Source organism: Runella sp. (genome assembly GCF_965279615.1).
GTDB lineage: Bacteria > Bacteroidota > Bacteroidia > Cytophagales > Spirosomataceae > Runella.
In genome coordinates this window covers 7416138-7438436 of sequence record NZ_OZ257252.1, presented here as the reverse complement: position 1 = coordinate 7438436, position 22299 = coordinate 7416138, and the positions used below count along the sequence as shown (strand labels likewise).

The 22299-nt window shown below is 43.1% G+C and carries 21 protein-coding genes; 12 read left to right on the top strand and 9 right to left on the bottom strand.

Annotated elements, in window-relative coordinates:
• The first annotated feature begins 14 nt into the window (after window positions 1–14).
• Together ACQY73_RS31390 and ACQY73_RS31385 are read left to right on the top strand one after the other, a co-directional pair.
• Window positions 15–518: a SixA phosphatase family protein gene (locus ACQY73_RS31390; protein ID WP_428658127.1), complete on the top strand. Its 504-nt coding sequence runs from the start codon at window positions 15–17 to the stop codon at window positions 516–518.
• Between the two features lie 30 nt (window positions 519–548).
• Window positions 549–731 carry a hypothetical protein gene (locus ACQY73_RS31385; protein WP_428658126.1) on the top strand — a complete coding sequence of 61 codons (183 nt, stop codon included), beginning with the start codon at window positions 549–551 and terminating at the stop codon, window positions 729–731.
• Here ACQY73_RS31385 and ACQY73_RS31380 read toward each other — a convergent pair.
• Window positions 728–1900, bottom strand: coding sequence for an aminotransferase class V-fold PLP-dependent enzyme (locus ACQY73_RS31380; RefSeq protein WP_428658125.1), 1173 nt, complete (start codon window positions 1898–1900; stop codon window positions 728–730). The genes ACQY73_RS31385 and ACQY73_RS31380 overlap by 4 nt on opposite strands.
• Window positions 1901–2062: 162 nt before the next feature.
• Here ACQY73_RS31380 and ACQY73_RS31375 point away from each other — a divergent pair, with 162 nt between their 5' ends.
• Window positions 2063–2602, top strand: coding sequence for a hypothetical protein (locus tag ACQY73_RS31375; RefSeq protein ID WP_428658124.1), 540 nt, complete (start codon window positions 2063–2065; stop codon window positions 2600–2602).
• Between the two features lie 92 nt (window positions 2603–2694).
• Here the strand turns inward: ACQY73_RS31375 and xerD are convergent, their stop codons facing one another.
• The 3 genes from xerD to ACQY73_RS31360 all read right to left on the bottom strand — a co-directional run bounded on the left by xerD (window position 2695) and on the right by ACQY73_RS31360 (window position 6518).
• Window positions 2695–3588 carry a site-specific tyrosine recombinase XerD gene (xerD, locus tag ACQY73_RS31370; RefSeq protein ID WP_428658123.1) on the bottom strand — a complete coding sequence of 298 codons (894 nt, stop codon included), beginning with the start codon at window positions 3586–3588 and terminating at the stop codon, window positions 2695–2697.
• 581 nt (window positions 3589–4169) lie between these two features.
• On the bottom strand, window positions 4170–5480 hold the full coding sequence (gene eat, locus ACQY73_RS31365; protein ID WP_428658122.1) for an ethanolamine permease: 1311 nt from the start codon (window positions 5478–5480) through the stop codon (window positions 4170–4172).
• Window positions 5481–5558: 78 nt separating this feature from the next.
• The gene (locus tag ACQY73_RS31360) at window positions 5559–6518 is read right to left on the bottom strand and encodes a vWA domain-containing protein (protein WP_428658121.1); all 960 of its coding nucleotides are present in this window, start codon (window positions 6516–6518) and stop codon (window positions 5559–5561) included.
• Window positions 6519–6829: 311 nt separating this feature from the next.
• On the opposite strand from ACQY73_RS31360, the gene tsaE reads away from it, so the two are divergent.
• From tsaE to ACQY73_RS31335, 5 genes are read left to right on the top strand one after another with little or no spacing between them, the layout of a single operon-like run.
• Complete coding sequence (gene tsaE / locus ACQY73_RS31355; protein WP_428658120.1) at window positions 6830–7303, top strand: tRNA (adenosine(37)-N6)-threonylcarbamoyltransferase complex ATPase subunit type 1 TsaE; 474 nt, start codon at window positions 6830–6832, stop codon at window positions 7301–7303.
• A gap of 2 nt (window positions 7304–7305) precedes the next feature.
• A complete protein-coding gene (locus ACQY73_RS31350) occupies window positions 7306–7956 on the top strand; it encodes a hypothetical protein (protein ID WP_428658119.1) in 651 nt (216 codons plus the stop codon).
• Complete coding sequence (locus ACQY73_RS31345) at window positions 7949–8551, top strand: L-threonylcarbamoyladenylate synthase (protein ID WP_428658118.1); 603 nt, start codon at window positions 7949–7951, stop codon at window positions 8549–8551. Before ACQY73_RS31350 ends, ACQY73_RS31345 begins: the two co-directional genes overlap by 8 nt.
• Window positions 8551–9543 carry a tRNA (adenosine(37)-N6)-threonylcarbamoyltransferase complex transferase subunit TsaD gene (tsaD, locus tag ACQY73_RS31340; RefSeq protein WP_428658117.1) on the top strand — a complete coding sequence of 331 codons (993 nt, stop codon included), beginning with the start codon at window positions 8551–8553 and terminating at the stop codon, window positions 9541–9543. The genes ACQY73_RS31345 and tsaD overlap by 1 nt, the downstream gene beginning before the upstream one ends.
• Window positions 9544–9583: 40 nt before the next feature.
• Window positions 9584–10375, top strand: a complete 792-nt coding sequence (locus ACQY73_RS31335; protein ID WP_428658116.1) for a sterol desaturase family protein — start codon at window positions 9584–9586, stop codon at window positions 10373–10375.
• A gap of 254 nt (window positions 10376–10629) precedes the next feature.
• Here the strand turns inward: ACQY73_RS31335 and glpK are convergent, their stop codons facing one another.
• Together glpK and ACQY73_RS31325 are read right to left on the bottom strand one after the other, a co-directional pair.
• On the bottom strand, window positions 10630–12129 hold the full coding sequence (gene glpK, locus ACQY73_RS31330; protein ID WP_428658115.1) for a glycerol kinase GlpK: 1500 nt from the start codon (window positions 12127–12129) through the stop codon (window positions 10630–10632).
• A gap of 18 nt (window positions 12130–12147) precedes the next feature.
• Window positions 12148–13482, bottom strand: a complete 1335-nt coding sequence (locus ACQY73_RS31325) for a glycosyltransferase family 39 protein (protein WP_428658114.1) — start codon at window positions 13480–13482, stop codon at window positions 12148–12150.
• 187 nt (window positions 13483–13669) lie between these two features.
• Here ACQY73_RS31325 and ACQY73_RS31320 point away from each other — a divergent pair, with 187 nt between their 5' ends.
• Window positions 13670–15154, top strand: coding sequence for an arginine decarboxylase (locus tag ACQY73_RS31320; protein WP_428658113.1), 1485 nt, complete (start codon window positions 13670–13672; stop codon window positions 15152–15154).
• 204 nt (window positions 15155–15358) lie between these two features.
• On the opposite strand, the gene ACQY73_RS31315 is transcribed toward ACQY73_RS31320, so the two are convergent.
• A complete protein-coding gene (locus tag ACQY73_RS31315; RefSeq protein WP_428658112.1) occupies window positions 15359–15877 on the bottom strand; it encodes a D-glycero-alpha-D-manno-heptose-1,7-bisphosphate 7-phosphatase in 519 nt (172 codons plus the stop codon).
• A 240-nt stretch (window positions 15878–16117) separates the two neighbouring features.
• Here ACQY73_RS31315 and ACQY73_RS31310 point away from each other — a divergent pair, with 240 nt between their 5' ends.
• Together ACQY73_RS31310 and ACQY73_RS31305 are read left to right on the top strand one after the other, a co-directional pair.
• A complete protein-coding gene (locus ACQY73_RS31310) occupies window positions 16118–16582 on the top strand; it encodes an Lrp/AsnC family transcriptional regulator (RefSeq protein WP_013929398.1) in 465 nt (154 codons plus the stop codon).
• A gap of 133 nt (window positions 16583–16715) precedes the next feature.
• A complete protein-coding gene (locus ACQY73_RS31305) occupies window positions 16716–17486 on the top strand; it encodes a hypothetical protein (protein WP_428658111.1) in 771 nt (256 codons plus the stop codon).
• Window positions 17487–17532: 46 nt separating this feature from the next.
• On the opposite strand, the gene ACQY73_RS31300 is transcribed toward ACQY73_RS31305, so the two are convergent.
• The gene (locus ACQY73_RS31300; protein WP_428658110.1) at window positions 17533–20211 is read right to left on the bottom strand and encodes a valine--tRNA ligase; all 2679 of its coding nucleotides are present in this window, start codon (window positions 20209–20211) and stop codon (window positions 17533–17535) included.
• 382 nt (window positions 20212–20593) lie between these two features.
• Between ACQY73_RS31300 and ACQY73_RS31295 the strand changes: the two genes are divergently transcribed.
• Window positions 20594–21088 (top strand): DUF1016 N-terminal domain-containing protein, encoded by a 495-nt coding sequence (locus tag ACQY73_RS31295; RefSeq protein ID WP_428658109.1) that lies wholly within the window; start codon window positions 20594–20596, stop codon window positions 21086–21088.
• Between the two features lie 123 nt (window positions 21089–21211).
• Here ACQY73_RS31295 and ACQY73_RS31290 read toward each other — a convergent pair whose 3' ends face one another.
• A complete protein-coding gene (locus ACQY73_RS31290) occupies window positions 21212–22297 on the bottom strand; it encodes a complex I subunit 1/NuoH family protein (RefSeq protein WP_428658108.1) in 1086 nt (361 codons plus the stop codon).
• Window positions 22298–22299: the final 2 nt, after the last annotated feature.

Genomic DNA, 22299 nt, shown 5'->3' with positions numbered 1-22299 from the left:
CAAAAATGACTTCTATGAAACGTTATCTGTACATAGTCCGCCATGCGAAAGCGGAAGAGAGTTCTTCGTTTTTCGGGGATTTCGACCGCGAACTTACCTCCTCAGGTACCATTGATGCCGCCCGGATGGGAAAGTTTCTGGCTGACAAAGGCTTAAAGCCTGATCTGTTGGTCAGCAGTTCGGCAGCGAGAGCTTTTCAGACGGCACGTATCATAGCCGAGCAGCTCCACTACGAATACGAAGCCATCAAAACCACCCGCGATCTGTACGATAACGGCCCGAAAGCCTACCTCGCCGCTGTCACATCGGCCCCGGACAATTGCCACCATCTGATGATCTTCGGGCATAATCCGGACATCAGCTATTTTGCCGAATACCTCACCAATTACGACATTGGCTCCATGTCAAAAGGGGCAGTGGTCATTGTCGAATTTGACAATATTGACTGGGAAGAGGTTTCCTCCCGAACGGGTAAATTTATCAGCTACGACGCTCCAAAACAACTTAGAAATCAGTAATGCCCCCCACCTGCCTTTCACAACTATCGAATGAATAAAAATCGTAAAATATTTATCATCGCCAGCATCGTTTTTATAGCCATTGTGGTATTTTTTGCCGTCGACATGGCAAGGCGCACAACCGCTCCCTGGAACAAGAAGAAACAGATCGTGCGCGCTTTTGACGTGGCAGCGCCAAGTGATTCCATTGCTATTGATACCACCCGTCGTTAAGATAACACCTCTGTTAATGCTTCTACCAAAGCATTCATGTCGTCCGGAGTGTTGTACAAATGAGGCGACACCCGAATTCCCTGTCCACGAGCCGCCACAATTACGTTTCGCATTGCCAACGCCTGTTGGGTTTTCATCACATCCGTTGTTTCCGGTAGTCTTATACCCACTAAATGATGCGCCCGCTCTGACTCGGGTTCAAATTGTACGCCAAGTTTGGCTAATTTTTGAATAGGTTCCTGCCAAAGCGATTGGCAATGAGCCTGAATCAAATCGCATCCCCATTCCAGTTTTTCACGCAAAGCCACTTCCAGCATCGGCATTTGAATAAAATGCGAGTGTTCGCCTACGTTATAACGGTATGCTTTGGGTCGGTAGATTTTCTGATAGTCCGTCAGTTTATAAAACAAATTGCTTTCTTCCCGCGCCATCCATGATTCTTCCAAAGGAATTCCTCCGTCAAAAAATTCGCCATAGTACGTCAGTCCCATACCATAAGGTCCCATCATCCATTTGTATGCGGCACATACCAACATATCCGGTTTCACTTTTTGGATGTCAAAACTAAGCGCACTCACCGATTGTGTCCCATCAATGGCAACAAGCGCTTCAAACTGTCTTGCACGCGCGGTTATTTTTTCTATGTCAAATTTAATTCCGTATTGCCAATGCACATGCGGCATTACCACCAACGCCGTATCGGTATTGATGGCCTCCAAAATGCGCGCATTCCACTCCTGCCCTATGGTTTCCGTGTTGGGCATTGGCACGGTCACTATTTTCAGCGCCAATTCTTCACAGACCCTCGACCAGGCATATACATCGCTCGGAAATTCATCTCCTAACAGCAGAATATGTTGGCCGGCTCGTAATCCCGGTTTGCGATGAAGATTGCGCGCCATGACTGCCATAGCATACGAAACAGATGGCACGATCGCTATTCGCTCTTTGTCTTGGCTATTGATGAGTTGATCAAACAACTCGCGAACTACCCAGGCTCTTTCAAAAAAATCATCCGGACGTATTTGATGAATGCTTGGACTAAAATGCTGAATGGCTTCAATTCCGGCCTTTTCGACGGCTCTTGAAAAAGGCCCGCGAGTAGCACAATTAATGAAATGTATTCCTTCTGTAAGGTTAAAATGGGTATATTTATCTTTTACGGACATGTCGATTATCTTTTTCCTAAAAACGTCTTTGTATAAAAAATAAAATATTAAATATTGATAATCAATTATTTAGTAACTTTATCAAGCCATTTTATCAAAGTAAATATTTCCGGCACGCAATTTGATAATATGTTTAATATAACTCATTAGTATAATTAAAGCATGAATAGTCTATTAGGCATTGGTTCACGAGTCCGCCATGCTGAATTTGGAGAGGGAGTAGTCATTAATGTCAAGTCCAATGGCTATACGATCACGTTCCTGCAGCATGGTGCCAAAGTTATTAAAATAAATGAGCCGCTGGAAATAATTGAGGCTATTGAATTAGACACCGATTTGGTAAGTCTGTTTGATGTGGAGCAGACATTAAATAAAGTACTCCAAAAATGGATGGATGCCACAGAAATCGTACCTCTCGGCGACAAATGGAAAGGCGGCAAACTCATTTTAAAACCGGGGCGCTACGACTTGGCAGCAAAAGAAATGACAATTGACAGTTTTTTTCATAAGATAGTGATGGTGCGCGATCGGCTCAGGGTAATGGAACAACGCGTGAATGCCAGCAACTTAAGCGATGAAGAAAAAGTAAATATACAGCAATACATCACCAAAATATACGGCTCTCTAACCTCTTTCAATCTGCTCTTTAAGCAACCCGAGCACTATTTTGTAGGGGAGAAAAACGGCGGTGAAAATGCGTAAAAGAAACTGAATCACATTGCTTCAAGTGTGATTTGAATAAGGGGTAAAATAAAGGCAAAGTCGCGGAGGTCATTGACCTCCGCGACTTTTTTTTAGGCACGGGGATGATATTTTGTTACGACTTCCCGCAGGTATTCACGGTCTAAATGGGTATAAATCTCCGTTGTAGTAATGGATTCGTGTCCCAACATTTCCTGAACGGCCCGCAGATCAGCGCCTCCTTCGATCAGGTGAGTGGCAAAAGAATGACGGAACGTGTGCGGACTCACGATTTTATTCAATCCTATCTGTTCAACCAAATTTTTTATGATAATGAAGATCATTACCCGGGTCAGTTGCTTGCCTCTGCGGTTCAGAAATACATAGTCTTCATGCCCTTTTTGCACTTCTATCAAACTTCGGACGTGTTCGATGTATAATATCGTGTATTTAATGGCATCGCTACCGATGGGTACGAGGCGGGTTTTGTTGCCTTTTCCGATAACGCGCATGAAACCGGCGTCAAAATAACAGTTGGTAATTTGCAAATTGACCAACTCTGACACCCGCAATCCTGAACTGTACAAGACCTCAAGCATCGCACGATTGCGAGCGCCTTCTGCCGTAGAAACATCATTGGCCTCTAAAAGTTGTACCATTTCGGGATAGGTGAGTACATCAGGCAAACTTCTCGACAAATGCGGCGATTCGATCAACAGGGTCGGATCTGTGATCAATATATTTTCCAGCACCAAATAATTGAAGAAGGCTTTGATTCCGGATAGCATTCTTGCCTGAGAATAGGCAACCAAACCTAAATCATGGAGGTATCCTAAAAAGCCCAAAATATCCAATTCGGTCATTTCGGTTAACTCTTTTCCCCCCAACAAGTCTATGTACTCAGACAACTTGGTAGCGTCACGAACGTAGGCTTCCACCGAGTTGTCGGCCAAACCCCGTTCCAGCATCAAATAATCTTTAAAGTGTTTGAGGTAAGAATCCCACATGTAGATTACGGAAGAATTCAGTAACTGTTTAGATTGTAGATTGCTATAAAAAACACCCAAATCTAACATCAATTGGGTTCAAATAATGATTTTGTAAAAAAACAAAAAGCTGCCCGAGAGTTCGAACAGCTTTCCGACGTTATCCACACCATTTCTATAAATCCAACTCCGTTTGAGCTAGAATTGAATTCGAATGCAATAATACCTAAATATCTATTAAGTGAATATTAAAATTAAATTAAAATTTAAAAAAAATAAAATCAATTTTAACTCTTCAAAGTAATAGTATGATTATTTTAAGTTGGCCTGATAGAAAGCGAAAAATTATCCGGTTTCGTGCGTATTTTTTCAGTTATTCAAAGATACATTTTGGCATTTCATCTCACTTAAAAGTCAATTCATCGTTTTATATGCAATCATCATATTCCGACTTCGGACATTTATTTTAAAAGCGACGCCTAGTGAATCCTGAAAACATTATTAAAAATACACTTATGTACCCAAAAAGTGCATTTGCTTTTTTCAGTATTTTTTCGTATGGCATTTTCAATCGAAAAATATACTGTCCGGGATGATTGCTTCTATTCCTTTTCCCTGTTGGAGAACTTATAAAGGACAAATGCCAAGACCAATGCTCCTACATAATAACCGGTAAGCAGAGGATTAGAGACCGCTACCGCAACCAATGCCACGCTCGAAAGCGTAAGTGCACAAAGCGGTACAAAAGGATAAGCCGGCGATAGGAAAGGGCGCTTTAAACCGGGCGCTTTCCGACGCAGTTGCAATACACTTATAGAGCCAAAGCAGTACAATGTCAAGGCACCCAAAACTGATAGGATAATAATTTCAGCCGCGGTGTTTGACAACAATATCAGAACTCCCACCAACATATTGCCCACCAAAGCGTTGGTAGGTGTTTTAAATTTAGCGTGAACCTGTCCGAGTATTTTGGGGAAATGCCCGATGCGCCCCATTTCAAAAGTGGCTCTTCCGGCTGCCATCAATAGCCCATGAAAAGAGGCAACCAAACCAAAAAGGCCGAACACAATGACTGCAAAATACAAAGGCGTATCATCTCCAACCAGTCGAGCCAGGGCCAAAGGCAAGGGTGAATCGGAAGTAGTACCGTCGGCTTTATACACCACCGCTTCCCACCCTCCTACTCCAACGGAACAGATAAACGTGAACGCACAAAGCACTACCAAGGTAGTCATGGCAGAGGCAAATCCGCGAATAAGATCCCGTTGGGGATTCTGACTTTCTTCGGCCGCATTGGCCAAGCCCTCAATTCCCAGAAAAAACCAAATAGAGAAAGGAATAGCAGCCCAAACACCCGCCCAACCATTGGGCAATGCATTGGACGTAAGATGACTGATCGAAATTTGGTTGTAAGTAGCGCCCGCAAATATTATTAACCCTGCTACGGCCAAAAAAGTAATCAACAGCTCGAACGTAGCAGCCAACTTCACCCCTATGACATTGAGCATAGTGAAAAGTACATACGCGCTGAAGGCCGCATAGGTAGGCGGCAGTTCCGGAAAGAACAAATTGACGTGTGCCCCAATGCCAACGGCAATGGCAGGAGGTGCCAATACAAATTCAAAGACTTGGGCAATGCCCGCCATAAAGCCCCAATCACGCCCCAAAGCCCTCGTTGCGTAGTCAAAGACACCACCTGCTTTGGGGATAGCGCACGCTAATTCTGCATAACCAAGCGTAAAGCAAACGTACATTACGACCGCCAATCCGGTAGCTACGGCCATCCCTAATGTACCGCCTTTTTCCAAGCCGAAATTCCAGCCGAAATACATTCCGGAAATAACATATCCTACGCCTAATCCCCAAAGCAAGGTAGGGGTAAGCGATTGTTGCAGGTTCTCATTTTGGGACATAAGCGTTTGTTAGAGTAAAAGTGTGTGGGTTAATTATGAATTAAACGTGAGTACTTAAAAACCGGCAAAAAGATACACTTACACCTGGAATGTAGTAACCGTCACCAACACATCCAACGCGATCAACACCAACGCCGCCAACAAAAAGTACCTGTACTTATTACTGACCACTGCCACCTTTCGGCTATCAATCAACCTACTTTCCACCGAATTAATGGCGTTCACCACATCCGGGATCGAGTTGGTGCGATTGTTTATTTCAAAATACTTTCCATTGGTTGCCATAGCCAACTCTCTCAGGTAAGTACTGTTCAATTTGGTCGTAACCACTTGTCCATCTTCATCTTTAATCCAATCTCCCCTTTGGCGAATATGTCCTCCTGCGTTTGTACCGATTCCGACAATGAATAAATTCAGACCAAATTGCCGAATGGAAGCCAACGTTTTACGTTCACAATTCCCAAAATCTTCGCCATCGGTCATCAGTAAAATAATCTTTGATGTATTTGCCGCCGGATTTTGAAGTAACTTTTGAATACACAGATCAAGAGAACCGCAAATATCTGTACCTGTGCTGCTTACCTGCGAAGTACTCAGCGATTGCGCAAACAATTCAAAAGCATTCAGGTCAAACGTCAAAGGAACCTGTAGAAAGGGAGTTGCGGAAAACACGATCAGGCCAAACCGGTTTTCGCCCAAGGAAGAAATAAGTCGCTGTAGTTCAAACTTTACTTTCTCAAGACGGGATGGCTGTATATCGGTGGCATCCATGGATTTGGAAACGTCTACAACTACCATTACGTCTTTTCCTTCCGCAATAATATCTCGTTCGGGTTCGCCGAAAAAGGGTCCTAACAACGCCACGATCAAGAGTGCAAAATAGGTAGTACGCAGAAAAAACTTGATCACTACCGCACGGGCCGTTGCTCCCAATGCCCTCGCAACCAAAAATGTACGGCCAATATATAATATATAAAGTACGAGAAACGCACCCATAAAAATGTATTCAACCGCGGTGAGTTCGTAGTTAAAATTCATACAAAAAGGGGAAATAATGCCCAAATTAGTAAAAACCCTCGACTATCGACGGCGAAAAGTGCACTATGGGCTAATTTTGGGGCATAACAATCTTTCGGGTTGATAATTTATTGGTTGAAAAATACTTCCGTGCCGGAAAAGCGGCAGATATTTCAACGACTAAACACCATATTACCTAACCGGCGATAGGTTTGAAGACAATAGCTAAATTACAAAAAGATTAGGTCTACTGTAAAAGAGGCTTTACTTTTGCGCCATAGTAGTGAAGGTATGCTAAAAAATACCCTTTTGTCCGCTTAATGACAGTGTAAATGAATCAATTCAGCATTATTTCCAAAAACGAAGAAGAAACCGGCACCATAGCCCAACTCATTGCTCCGAATGTTGACTTAGGAGATGTCATCATTCTTGACGGTAATTTAGGAACGGGAAAAACACATTTTGTAAAAGCATTTGCCGGCAAACTGGGATCGCCTAATCCCGTTACCAGTCCCACGTTCACCATTGCTAATTTTTATACCCTTAACCAAGGGAATTTATTGCATATTGATACCTATAGACTATCGGGTATTTCTGAGTTCAGGGACTTGGGGTTAGAGGATTATTTTTCTCAATCCATTATGCTGATCGAATGGGGCACAAAAGTCATAACCGAATTCGACGATTATTTACTCATCTCTTTTGAATTCGTTGATCTGAACACAAGAAAGATCACGCTTTCGTACGTCGGAGAGCAATGGGCGGCAAAATTTAACTCACTGGTTCAAAAATTAATTACGCTTTAAAAATGGATTTAACACTCGGCATTTCAACCTCAAATCTTCAGTTTGAGATAATTTTAGGCGAGAATTCCACCATATTATTCAATTCCAAAAGTGATGCATCCTTAAACGATAACAGAGATATTTACGTATTGGTCACAAGGAGTTTAGAATCTGTTAACAGGAGTGCCAATGAAATAAAAAAAATAATTGTCGACATCGGGCCAGGTGGTACAAGTGTGGTCAGAACAGGAGTTGCCTTTGCCAATGGCTTAGCTTACAGCCTCGAAGTACCGGTATACCCGGTTCCGTCAATGGAACTGATCGGAATTGAGTGTTGGGAAAAGTATCAAAAGCCGGTCATTTGCACAATAAGATCGATCAAAAATACGGCTTATGTGGGTCTCTATAACGATAAATTGGTCACGATAAAATATGGCCCCCTTGAAGAGGTGGTGAAGGAAGTTGCTTCCGGAATAGACGATTTTATTGTTGCAGGTCATCACAGAGACAGAATAATAGAACTGTTTCCGGACAAGATCATTACTGACAGTAAAATCCAATCCTGCGATGCCTCATTATTGATAGAAAAGAGTGATCTGTTTCTTGACAGAGCCGTTTACACGCCCAACTATGTCACACCAATAACTGAGCAAACAATTAATTTATATGAATAAGTCTAACGATGTAAGTACAACCGTAGAATGCCTTTTGGAAGGAGGCGTTGTATTACTCCCGACAGATACTGTATATGGTTTAGCCGCACTGCCAACCAAGCCAAAGGCTGTCGAAGGTATATTCGAACTTAAATCTCGTCCCAAACATCAGACGCTGCCCATCATGGTAGCGTCAGTCAACGATTTAAATCGAATGGGGCTGGATCTGAATACTAATGCAAAAAAACTTTTGGCTTCATCCTATATCCCGGGCGCCGTTACGTTGGTACTTGGATTCGAAAATGGCCCGTTATTACCGTGGCTGCAAGGCAGAGAAGAGGTGGCCATCCGAATTCCGAATGATCAATGGCTTTTGGACGTTTTGGAAAAGACAGGGCCTTTATTGGTAACAAGTGCCAATAAACACGGCCAACCGATTACGCCGGTTACTGTTGATGAAATTTTGGCAGAGTTGAACGGAACACCTGATTTGGTGGTAGATGGCGGTATCCGTAACGATAATTCTTCCACGATCATAAACTGTCGTGTTGATCCTCCATCCGTACAACGGAATGGAAAAATATCTCCTGATGAACTATTTAATATCTTACAATAATGTCTGACCTTATTTTAGGCATAGAGACATCCTGCGACGATACCTCAGTAGCTATCGTTGATTCTAAAGGCAATGTGTTGTCATCTGTAACGGCTTCTCAAACAACGATCCATTCACAGTTTGGAGGGGTATTCCCGGAATTTGCCAGTCGGGCCCACGTTGTAACGATCCTGCCAACGATAAAGGAAACGTTTTTAAAGGCCAATCTAACGCCCAAAGATATCAGAGCCATTGGGGTGACGCGCGGTCCGGGCCTGATCGGATCACTGTTGGTTGGGCTAAATACCGCTGCCGGCTTAGGCATGGGTTGGAATAAACAGGTAATTGGCATAAATCACCTGCGAGGCCATTTACGAAGCGCCGATCTTGAAGAACAACGAGTTAAGTACCCGGCCATTATTCTACTTGTATCAGGAGGACACACTTTTTTGGCTTACATGAAAGATCCGGTCAACATAGAATTATTGGGTTCTACCCGTGATGACTCCGTTGGCGAAGCGTATGACAAAGTGGGAAGAATGTTGGGGCTGAGTTATCCGGCCGGCCCCGCCCTTGATAAAATGGCATTTAAAGGCACTCCTTCCATTCCTTTTCCGAGGCCAATGATAAATGAAGGCTTAGAATTTTCGCTTTCAGGACTTAAATCCGCCGTTACCAGATACTTGGCTTCTGTCGATTCATTTGTAGCAGAAGATGTTGCCGCCTCTTTTGTTGAAGCGGTAATGGACATATTAATTACAAAATGCAAACGTGCTATTGCAAAGCGGGACTGTGCATCATTAGTTGTTGTCGGTGGCGTAGCCGCAAGTCCTCAATTGAGATCAGAAGCATCGAAACTCTGCCAAAACCTTGGAATTGAGCTTTGTCTCCCACCACTTCGTTGGTCAACCGACAATGGCGCAATGATCGCACTGGCCACTTGGGACTACATAAATATGGGAATATTGCCAAGCCCGGCCCCTCAATTGCAACTCCCGATCACTGATTTTTAATGAATAATACCTAAAACGGGCAAAAAGCAGTTAAAAACGCATGGAAGGCATTGATTTTACGCAACCCGACATTTTTGCTCAAACTGCTTTTTACCTGTTTTTAGGGATCTTTGGGCGCTATGTATTTATTGCCGCTTTATTCCATTATCTGTTCAAAGTAAAATACCGGGATTATTTTCAATCCCGTGAGGTAAATCAACGCCCCCGCCGGGAAAAACAACATTGGCGGGAAATCGGTTTTTCGTTCATTACAGCACTTATTTTTGCGCTTATCGGTACAGGAATGGTGGTTGCTTGGCAAAAAGGATACACACAGATCTATACCGATTTTCATGAGCATTCTACGCTATGGTTCGTCATCAGCATCCTGATCATTCTCTTTTGCCACGAAACGTATTACTATTGGCTGCACCGATGGATGCATCGTCCCCGAGTCTATAAATGGGTACACAAAGCCCACCATGACAGCATCACCACATCGGCCTGGACTTCGTTTTCATTTCATCCGGCAGAAAGTATCTTACAGGCAATTGTGCTGCCGATCCTGCTGTTTATTATTCCGCTCCATTATATTGCTATCGGCATTATTTTATTGATCATGACCGCCACAAGTGTCATCAATCACCTCAACACGGAGCTTTATCCCCGCGATTTTCATCGTCATTGGTTTGGCAAATGGTGGATCGGAGCCACGCACCACAGCCTACATCATTCCCAATTCAAATACAACTACGGGCTGTATTTTACTTTTTGGGACAAATGGATCGGTACCGAAAGCCCTGATTTTAAGCAATTATTTGAGAAAAAAACAGGGAAAGAGGAGAAAGCGTAGAGTTGAAAGTGTAAGATGTAAAGTAATAAGTGCGACTTTTAAGTAAACAGTAAGCCTTCTCCGGTAACGGTTGGAGGGCGTGCCGGTCGGGTTGTGAGCAACCCTCTGCACAGGGATATACTTGCCGTGCGGAGGGTTGCTCACAACCCGACCGGCACGCCCTCCCAGCAATACTTTTCCTTTAAACCCCAAACCTTCTGCTTGACTACTTAACTCCCCACTCTCTACTTTACACTTTCAACTCTACGCTTTTTTCAGTCTTCCCAGCCAAAAGAGCGTTCGACGGCTTTATGCCAGCCCTTGTATAATTTATCCCGTTGTGCGCTTTCCATTGTAGGATTCCACGTTTGGGCAATTCCCCAATTTTGGCGCAAATCATCGAAATTTTCCCAATATCCTACGGCCAAACCCGCTGCGTAAGCCGCGCCTAATGCCGTCGTTTCCGTTACGGCAGGGCACACTACCGGCACATCAAGCATATCGGCCTGAAACTGCATAAGTGTCTCATTGGCAACCATTCCACCGTCCACGCGAAGTGATTTAAGCTCAATATCGGCGTCTTTTTCCATCGCATTCATTACGTCCAACGTTTGATACGCCGTTGCTTCCAATACGGCTCGCGCAATATGCGCCTTGGTTACGTAGCGCGTCAAACCGGCGATCACTCCGCGGGCATCGGCTTTCCAATAAGGTGCGTACAAACCCGAAAACGCCGGTACAAAATACGCTCCCCCGTTATCTTCCACCGACTTCGCCAAGGTTTCAACATCGCTGCTTTTTTCGATCATACCTAAATTATCGCGCAACCACTGAACCAACGCTCCCGCAATGGCAACGCTCCCTTCCAGCGCATAATTAACGGGCTGATTTCCAAACTTATAGGCAATCGTTGTAAGCAATCCCTGCGTAGATATTTTTAATTCAGTGCCTGTATTCAAAAGCATAAAACAACCCGTTCCATAGGTGTTTTTAGCCTGCCCCGGCTCAAAGCACGTTTGGCCCACCAATGCGGCGTGTTGATCACCCAGATCGCCCGCAATCGGCACATTCGGCAATACATCCAACACAACATTTCCATATACTTCACTGCTGCTTTTGATTTCCGGCAGCATCACCGATGGAATTTCAAAAGCGGCTAACATATCCGGATCCCAAGCCAACGTTTCAAGGTTCATCAATTGTGTACGGCTTGCATTGGTTACATCCGTTACGTGCTTTCCGCCATGAATCCCGCCGGTCAGGTTCCAGATCAGAAAAGTGTCCATATTGCCGAAAATAGCTTCGCCTTTTTCGGCGTCTTCACGCAAGCCGGGCACATTATCCAACAACCATCTCAATTTTAACCCGCTGAAATACGTGGCCAAGGGCAAACCTGTTTTGGCCCGAAAACGATCCTGACCGCCGTCTTGGGCAAAGTGATTGACCAAGTCACCCGTGCGGGTATCCTGCCACACCAAGGCATTATAGTAAGGTTTTCCGCTACGACGATTCCAAACGGCGGTTGTTTCGCGTTGGTTAGTGATGCCCACGGCCGCAATATCGGTGGCCGCAATCGACGATTTGATACGGGCTTTGGCGATAACTTCCAGGGTGTTTTTCCAAATTTCTTCGGGATTGTGCTCTACCCAACCGGGTTGAGGATAAATCTGTTGGTGTTCTTTCTGACCCACTGAAATGATATTCCCCTGACGGTCAAAAATAATGCAACGGGTACTGGTGGTACCCTGGTCAATGGCGGCTACGTATTTAGACATTATTTGGTGAAAGGTTTATTAGGCAATAAACTTATATAAACATTCAACCCCAAAATAAATACTGTATAAAAATGCCAAACCTATCATACCATACATGCCGACCTTAAACAAAAGCGTACTCCGGGATTGCAGATACGTGAGTCCGAAGTATAACATTGCCAACAAACTGAAGAAGGATTGCAGAAATAAGCGCCCCTGAAAACACGACCATGCATCGTATTTGAAACCCGCAACGAGCATCAACGCTACACTTACCACGAACAGGCCCAGCCAAGTGCTTTTTTCAATGTTTTCTGTAAATTCTGCCGCCGTAAGGGCGCGCATTCGCAGGAAAAATCGAAATGTTTGCTTTATCATTAACCCCAACCCAAGCAATATAAGCAACGTTGGAATCATGGCAACCAAATAGATCAGGCTTCCTATGTATCTGAAACGGGTTTTTACGCCCAAATTAAAATCGTTTTCGAGATCGGCGAATTTATACCAAAAGGTACTGTACAACACGATTGGATAAACATGCAATAATTTGGGGTCGCCGTTATAAATGACGGGAGATTTCATCAGACGCAGCAAATGAAAACCGTAAAAACTTTTCAAACCAATATAGGTCTTTTGGTCGTCCAACGGCAACACATCCATATTATGAACCACAGGACGGCCCTCATAGTAAATGTTTTCGGCAAACTTATACCCTCCCACTGCCGCTGTAATGACTACCGGCAACAGTAGACGTAAAATGATTTGTTTCCAACTGAGTTTAAGATACCACAACGTCAGCGCTACCGCCCCAAAAATGACCGGCACAAAGGCTAAAAAAGTCCCTTTGGTCAAAAGCCCTATCCCGAGCGCCAACGCCAACCAACGTTCTGATTTGGCGGAAGGAGCTTGAAAATAACGCGCTAACAGCCAAAAGCACCACGTTCCTACGAGATACGACAGGCTGTCGTTGGTAACATATAAAGAAAAGGTAATATACGAATGAAGAAAAGTAGCCAACAAAAAACTTACATTGCGGGTCAGCGTATTTTTAAAATAATGTTTTACCAACAAATACACGACGTACAAATTAAGACACGATAAAATGACCGATAACAATTGCGTCACTTTCAGATCATAAAGTGTATCAAACGCATAAAAAGGCTGCGCAAGTAAATAATACAGCGGCGGATGCATGGCACAAAACGTTTCGCGTGTGTGTGGAAGACGGTGGTGAACAGCAATAAAATTGATCACTTCGCCGTGGGCATCTGCCCCAAAAGGAGAGATAAAAAAATAAAGAAAAACCCTGAAAGCGACCCCAAACCAAAGCAGTGAAGTAAGTGCTCGTTCACTTCTAAAAAAAGAAAATAACATCGGAGAAAATATAAATTACACAAACCGGAAACCGCAGCGGCCGTGGTATGTCCCACTTATCCGTCAACAAAAGTAAAGAATAATGGGACGTTTTTTGCACTTTTTTCTTGCAAAACCCGTTATTTTCGCAGAATTTCGCAAGCTTTTTTTGTTTCACCAAACACACTTTTTATGCTTCCAAGGCAAAATGAAAAGTTCCTACACAAATCTAATTGAGCAGACGTTTGAATTCCCCACGCTGGAGTTTAACGTCCAAAACGACGAGCTGTCGTTTAACAATGTACCCCTTATGGACATTATCCGCCAGTATGGTACACCCCTAAAAATCACTTATTTACCCAAGATCGGTGAGCACATTGGCAACGCTAAGCAGTTTTTCAAAAATGCGTTTAAGCGTTTCAATTACAAGGGTTCTTATACCTATTGTTATTGCACCAAATCTTCTCATTTTAGTTTTGTCTTAGAAGAGGCATTAAAGCATAACATCCACATCGAAACCTCGTCTGCGTTTGATATTCCCATCATCAGGAATCTCTACAAGGCAGGAAAAATCAGCAAAAGTACGTACATCATCTGCAACGGTTATAAGTTGCCGCGCTATCAAAAAGCCATTACAGAGCTTATCAATGAAGGATACAATGTAATGCCTGTGTTGGATAACCTGCGCGAAATTGAGTATTACGAACAAAATGTCACGGCTGAATCTGTCAATTTCGCCATTCGGATCGCGACCGACGAAGAACCGAATTTTGCGTTTTATACTTCCCGTTTGGGCGTACGGTACAGCGACATCAATGACCTGTACAAAGATAAGATCCAAAATAACCCGAAGTTTAAGCTTAAAATGCTTCATTTCTTCATCAATACGGGCATGAAAGATACGGCCTACTATTGGAGTGAATTGACGCGTTTTATGTTCAAATACTGCGAACTGAAAAAGATCTGTCCTGATCTTGACTCTATTGACATAGGCGGCGGGCTTCCAATTCAGACATCATTGCAGTTTAACTACGACTATCAGCAAATGATCGATGAGATCGTAGAAAACATTCAGTGGATCTGTAACAAAAATAATGTTCCGGTTCCGCATCTTTTTACGGAATTCGGAAGTTATACCGTTGGCGAGAGCGGCGCTGTTATTTATCAGATCATTGACCAAAAACTCCAAAATGACAAGGAAATGTGGTACATGATCGACGGTTCGTTCATCACTCATTTGCCGGACTCTTGGGGGATGAATCAAAAGTACATCATGCTGGCGGTCAATAACTGGGATAATCCATACCAAAAAGTAAACATCGGTGGCTTAACCTGTGATTCTCAGGATTTTTATAACACAGAAGCGCACAGTGCCGATTTATATTTGCCGGTCTTTGACCTTGACAACGAAGTTCAATACGTAGGGTTTTTCCATACCGGAGCATATCAGGAATCATTGGGTGGCTACGGCGGCATTCAGCATTGCCTGATACCGGCCGCACAACACGTTTTGGTAGACCGCGATGAAGATGGCAATATCGTCACCAAATTGTTTGCGGCTCAACAGGACAGCGACAGTATGATGACTATCTTGGGTTATACCGGCGGCAATCCTTCACCTGAGAGTGAACTCGAAGAGCAAAAGGCTACAGCACTTGATATGGAAGCCCAAACAGAATTAGCGCATAGCTAACAATAAAATCGGCACGGTTTTCGTAATAAATACTTGTATAGACACGCAGGCAGTTTTTAAAAACTGCCTGCGCAAATACTCAAACCATACTATGAAAAAATTACTTTCTCTTGCTCTGCTAATGGTAGTACTGACAGCCACAAGCTGTAACCGTAAAGGATATTGCCCCGCTTATGACAGCTCGGCAAAAACGGTCAAAAAAGCTTAGTAAGACTCAATAACCAGTTGAGTGGCATCTAAGAAATTAGAGGCATAATTGTCTCCCGCTGACTTATCAGGCGTGGAGGTAAGGTGTATTGTGCGTACTCCAACGCGTTTCCCGGCCTGCATATCGCGCGAACGGTCTCCTACCATCCAAGACGACATTACGTCAATATCGTATTTGGCAATCGCTTTTTCCAGCATAAGCGATTCGGGTTTTCGCATCAGCGAGCGGGTATCAAAATCAGGATGATGCGAACAAAAATATAAATCATCCAATAAATGGCCGCATTGGTCCTGAAAATACCGATGGCATTTCCATACCTCTTCTTTTGAATACAACCCTTTGGCAATACCCGCCTGATTGGTAATAACAATCAATAAATATCCCGCTTCTTTCATCTTCCTAAGTCCTTCCACTACTCCATCCGGAATAATCATTTCTTCTGTTTGATACAGATATCCGTCCGTATCTTGATTTAGAACACCGTCACGGTCTAGAAATACACACTTTTTCTTCATTGGTTTAAGCAAATCTGTCAAATTCAAATATAAAAATATTAGATGATTTTCTTGTAATTATTCGTGCCAATTTTAAAATAAATTTTATTTTTGATGTTCCTAATTATTTTTTAAAAGTTATTTTTTCTTTGGTTTTATTGAATAAAATTAGCATTTCATTGTAAAATAATTCCACAAAGTCCTTACATTTGCAGTATAATATTTGTTTACGGCCTTTTTTATAAAAATTAAGCTTTTCACATGAAATTAGACCAAATAGACCGCAAGGTTTTGGACATTTTGCAAGCTAACGCAAAAATTACCAATGCACAACTTTCGAAAGAAATTGGTCTTTCTCCCGCACCTACACTTGAGCGGGTAAAGAAACTTGAGCAACATGGTATTATTCAAAGTTATCACGCACAATTAGATCGCGAAAAAGTAGGGTTAGGCGTGACGACTTTTATCCAAGTCTCTTTGACCGGTCACAAAAAAGATGTTACAGATTCGTTTGTCAGAAGAGTAAACGAAATTCCCGAAATCATAGAATGCCACCATATTACAGGTTCAGGAGATTTTTTACTGAAAGTCATTTCGAAAGATATCGCGTCGTATCAGAAGTTGTTGTTGGAATGTATCAACGAAATCGAAGAAGTAGCTAACACACAAACGATGGTTATACTCTCTACGTTTAAAGAAAGCAAGGTTTTACCTATTCCTTATTAGTTACCCTAAAACCTTTTGCAAAGGCGCGGCTTCATGCTGCGCCTTTTGTATTTATCAACAGCGGCTTTGTGCCGTTTATCACGTTTTGATTGGGATTTTTTAAAAGACCGACTAATTTGTCCGACAAAAAGCGATGACTTTCAAAGACTTCAACGCGCTTCTTATTCGCCTTTTTTTAGGCTACGTATTCACCTCTTCAGGATTATGCAAACTCACGGAAGGCCATTTCGGGCAATTGATCGGTCCACCTTTGCTTATTGAACAATTAACGCCGCATGGGTTGCGGATGTTTGGCTTCTTTATTGCAATTTCACAGGTAATGAGCGGTGCATTGGTCTTATCACAACGCTATTCGGTCATTGGCCTGATCATGCTCATCCCCATGAATTTGGGAATATTGGTGGTGACCATTTCTCAAAATTGGAGAGGAACTCCTTACGTAGATGCCGTTTTTACAGCTTTAAATGTACTGGCACTTTTGTACGAATGGCATACGCTCAAATTCTTACTTCTTCCTGAACAAACGTCAATTCAGTTGCCGCTTAAAGTAAACCAATTGTTTCCTGACACAAAGCTTCCTTTCATTATCATAGCCCTTTTCGGTATTTGCTGTGTGACAAGCAGGTATGAGATCATCACAACGAGTATAATAGCTACTTTAGGTTATGGCCTGGTTTTTTATAACGTTTTCAAAAGCCAACGATTTGCCGTCCTTTATCGCATAGTTGCGCTTATGTCTCTGCTCTCCATTGTAGGAGTTACGTGGGTAGGATTATTGCATAAGTCGATGCCCTTCAACCCAATGCTGCTGATTTCTATTCCTATTTTAGGAACCGCATCGGCCTACCTGATAACTTTAGGATGGGTGTTCTTTTTTAAGAAGAAAACACTTAAAAGCATATAAGATCCTATAACTGATAGGACCTCATATGCCTTATATGTTAGCGAAATTACGCTTCTAAACGAACCAAAGCTTCACGAATCGTTACGATTTTCGCCTCAGCATCCGCAAGCTTCTGCCGTTCTTTCTCAACGACATCCGCTTTGGCATTTTGCACAAATCGCTCGTTCGACAACTTGCTTTCTACCGATTTCTTGAAACCAAGCGTATATTCCAATTCTTTCTGAAGGTTTTCGATCTCAGCAGCAACATCAAGTTCGCCCGCCAAATTCACAAAGAATTCATCGGCCTTCACTAAAAACGACATTCCTTCTGCTTGGTCGGTCGTGTAAATGATCTCTGAAATATTGGCCAGCTTCACCAACAACCCTTCAAAAGGCCGGTACAAACCTTTATTTTCAGTTTTGATCGTCAAAGGCAATGCAGTTTTAGGACTGATATTTTTGGTACTGCGTAGGTTACGAATGTTGGTTACAATATCAAAGAATATGTCAACATCGGCCAAAAGGCTCGTATTTACCGCCCTCGCCGTTGGAAATTCGGCCACACAAAGGCTTTCTTTCTCTCTTCTCGGACGAATATCCTGCCAGATCTCTTCGGTAATAAACGGCATAAAAGGATGTGTAAGCGCCATAATACGTTCAAAGAAATCAATGGTAGCATCAAACGTTGCTTTATCAATGGGTTGACCGTATTCGGGCTTGATCATTTCCAAATACTGCGAGCAGAAATCATCCCAAATCAATTTGTAAGTCACATTCAGCGCATCCGACAGGCGGTATTTTGCAAACAGATCATGCACTTCGGCCACGGTCTGATTGAGTTTTGACTCAAACCATTCAATAGATAGAGTATTGGAGTTCTGCGTCTCTACTACAGTCCAGCCTTTAACCAATCGGAACGCATTCCAAATCTTATTACAGAAATTACGGCCTTGCTCGCAAAGCTTTTCGTCAAACAATAGGTCATTTCCTGCAGGTGAACTGAATAACATTCCGGTCCGAACACCATCCGCGCCGTATTGGTCGATGAGTACCAACGGGTCGGGCGAATTCCCTAAGGATTTCGACATTTTACGGCCTTTGGCATCCCGCACAATTCCCGTCAGGTATACATTGCGGAAAGGCAATTCACCCCTGAATTCATACCCCGCAATGATCATACGCATGACCCAGAAAAACAGGATTTCGGGAGCCGTTACAAGGTCATTGGTAGGATAATAGTAATTGATGTCTTCGTTGTTGGGATCTTTGATTCCGTCAAATACCGAAATGGGCCACAACCAAGAGCTGAACCATGTATCTACCACGTCAGGGTCTTGCGTAAGGTCTGCTTCGGTCAATGCAAAAAGCTGCATTTCGTGTTGCGCTTTGCGAAGGGCTTCCCGCTTGCTTTTGGCTACAATGACGGTTCCGTCCGACAAATAATACGCAGGAATTTGCTGTCCCCACCACAACTGACGACTGATGTTCCAATCACGAATATTTTCGATCCAGATCCGATAGGTATTTTTAAACTTAGGAGGATGCAATTGAATGTTGTCATTCATTACGTTTTCGAGGGCGGGTTTGCAAAGCTCTTTCATGCTTACAAACCACTGCAACGACAGGCGCGGTTCTATTACGGCATTGGTCCGTTCCGAATGCCCGACATTGCTTTTGTAATCCTCTATTTTCTCCAAATTGCCCGATTCTTCAAGCAGTTTGATGATCTTTTTACGGGCTACAAAACGGTCTTCGCCAACCAAAATCTGCGCTTTTTCGTTGAGTTTTCCGTCTTCGGTTAAAATGTCAATGATCTCTAACTTGTGTTTTACGCCCAAATCGTAGTCATTTTGGTCGTGCGCAGGTGTTACTTTTAAGGCTCCCGTACCAAAATCCATCGTTACGTATTCGTCGGTAATAATTGGAATTTCGCGGTTAATAAGCGGAATCAATGCTTTTTTACCGTGCAGGTGCTTATAGCGCTCATCGTCCGGGTGAACACAGATCGCGGAGTCGGCCATAATGGTTTCGGGGCGAACGGTGGCAATTATGATAAAATCATCGTTATCCGTTAGTAGTTGTCCGTTATCCGATGCCTCGCCACTATTAACGGTTAACGGATAACTATTAACTATCTCATAACGCAAATAGCACAGTTTTGTCATTACCTCTTTGGTATTGACCTCCTCGTCTGATACCGTCGTTTTGGCTTGAGGGTCCCAATTGACCATGCGGTGGCCGCGGTAAATGTATCCTTTATTATAGAGATCAATAAAGGTATCAATAACAGCATCATAGAGAGACGGCTCCATCGTAAAACGCGTACGATCCCAATCGCAGGAAGCACCCAGTTTACGCAATTGCTTTAATATGATGCCGCCGTATTTATCGGTCCATTCCCAAGCATATTTATAAAACTCGTCACGAGTTAGGTCGCTCTTCTGAATTCCCTGTTCTTTAAGCATGGCCACAACTTTAGCTTCGGTGGCAATCGAAGCGTGATCTGTGCCGGGCACCCAACATGCTTCTTTTCCTTCCATGCGCGCCTTGCGGACGAGTACATCCTGAATGGTATTGTTGAGCATGTGCCCCATGTGCAGCACCCCCGTCACATTGGGCGGCGGAATGACCACGGTATAAGGCTCTTTATCAGGGTTTGGCTTGGAATTGAAATAGCGATTTTCAATCCAATAACTGTACCATTTGTCTTCGATGTCACGCGGATTATAGGTCTTCGAAATCATGTTTTAAGTGTATTGACTTTGGATAGTGGACGTCAGATATTACAAAGAATGTCCGCTATTCGGTTAAAAAAATGTGTGCAAAGATAGGGAATTAAACGCTAACCCTGTCAGCGTTTGAAGGTGATAGTAGGTATAAGCAGCTTCGTTATTTACCATTAAAGCGATATAACAAAACGATGTTTAAGTATTTCAATCCAAATTTTATTCAAAAACATTAGATTTGCTCCATTTTTTGATTTTTTTACTTACAACTTCAATTACCGATACGGGTTATACAGCTGCTAAGTTGTACACCAGGTACACAACTTCATCTAATAAAATAATACACACTTTTGAAATGCAAACACTATTGACAACATTGCAGGAAGCGGGGGTATAAGCTATGGCAAAATTCGCACTGGATAAAACCTATATTGATTGGCTCAAAGCCCTGAAATTAAAAATTGCCACTACACAGCTTAAAGCCGCAGTAGCAGTGCATCATGAGCTTGTTTTACTCTATTTTGACATTGGCAGAATGATTGTGGAACGACAGTCAGGCAGTAATTGGGGCGATGCGTTGATACAGCAGATAGCAATCGATTTAAAAGCAGAGTTTCCGGATGTAGCGGGTTTTTCTCGCAGCAATTTATATTCAATGAAACAGTTCTTTCTGTTTTATAGAGACACGCCCGAATTTATCCACCGGCTTGGTGGACAAATTCCGTGGCGGCATCACGTCTTGATTTTGCAAAAAACAAAAAACTTCAAGGAAGCGCTTTTTTATGTACAGGCTTCGCACGAAAACAATTGGTCCCGTAATATTTTAGGTATACAAATAGAAACCAATTTGTATGCAAGACAGGGTGCTGCCATCCATAATTTTGAAAAAAAGTAGAAAAAAGGGTTTTGAATTTTTCAATTTTCAGTTGAATTTATTTTTGCACGATATTCATAACTATCTAATTTATACCAAACTACTTACCGAAGATAGTAGTATTGCCTTCGCCGGCGGCGCATACTACACCATTAATAATCGCCAAATTCCACAGAAAAGAAACAATACCAATGCTACAGGTGTAAGCACTTTCCAACATAAGAACATTAATTGGTCAACGCGTAAACGTGGGAATGTCCAACGCACCCACATTTGAATGAGAATGGCAATTCCTGCTTTAAAAATGAGCCAAAAAGCGCCCGTCACGTTTCCCCAAATGGTGCCTGGCGCGCCACTTGTCCAGTCGGCAAGGCGAATTGGGCCGATGTTTGGCAAAGGAGTATTCCAACTTCCCAAAAACAAAACAGCGCCCAACAACGACACTAACAGCATCATGGCGTATTCGGATAAAAACAGCAATGCCCAACGCATCCCGGAATACTCGGTATGAAAACCTCCCACCAGTTCAGATTCACCTTCTGGAATATCAAACGGAGCGCGATTGCATTCGGCTAACGTAGTGATAAAGAAGACAATATATGCTATAATTAGGAACGGGCTTTTGATGATATTCCAACTTAAAAAACCACCTACATGAGTAATATCGATCCCTAATGATTTGAGGCCAAAGAGATACACAACTTCGTCGGAATAAAGGCCCTGCTGATAGCTAATAGTCTGTAAATCGAGCGTTTGTGCGGTCATGACAACACACAATATCACCAACCCCAACGGAATTTCGTAAGAAATAATTTGAGCAACGGAACGAACGGCCCCGAAAAGGGCGAATTTATTGTTGGAACCCCAACCGGCCATCAAAATCCCAATCACATCTACGGAAATAATGGTCATCAAATAAAAAATCCCGACGGATGTAGTAGAGCCTTGTAAGTCAGGACTTAACGGCAACACGGCATAGCCCGCGAAAATAGCTGTAAAAATCACCAAAGGGGCCAACAGAAATAACTTACGGTCTGCCGCGGCGGGCACAATATCTTCTTTTTGAAGAAGTTTAAGCAAATCAGCGATGAGTTGCAGCAATCCCCATTTTCCCACTTCCATCGGCCCCAAGCGGTCCTGAATGAAGGCCGACACTTTACGTTCCAAATACACCCCTACCACCACGGAGGAAAGGGCCATAATCAAGAAAATGGGTAGCGTTAAGGGCATGG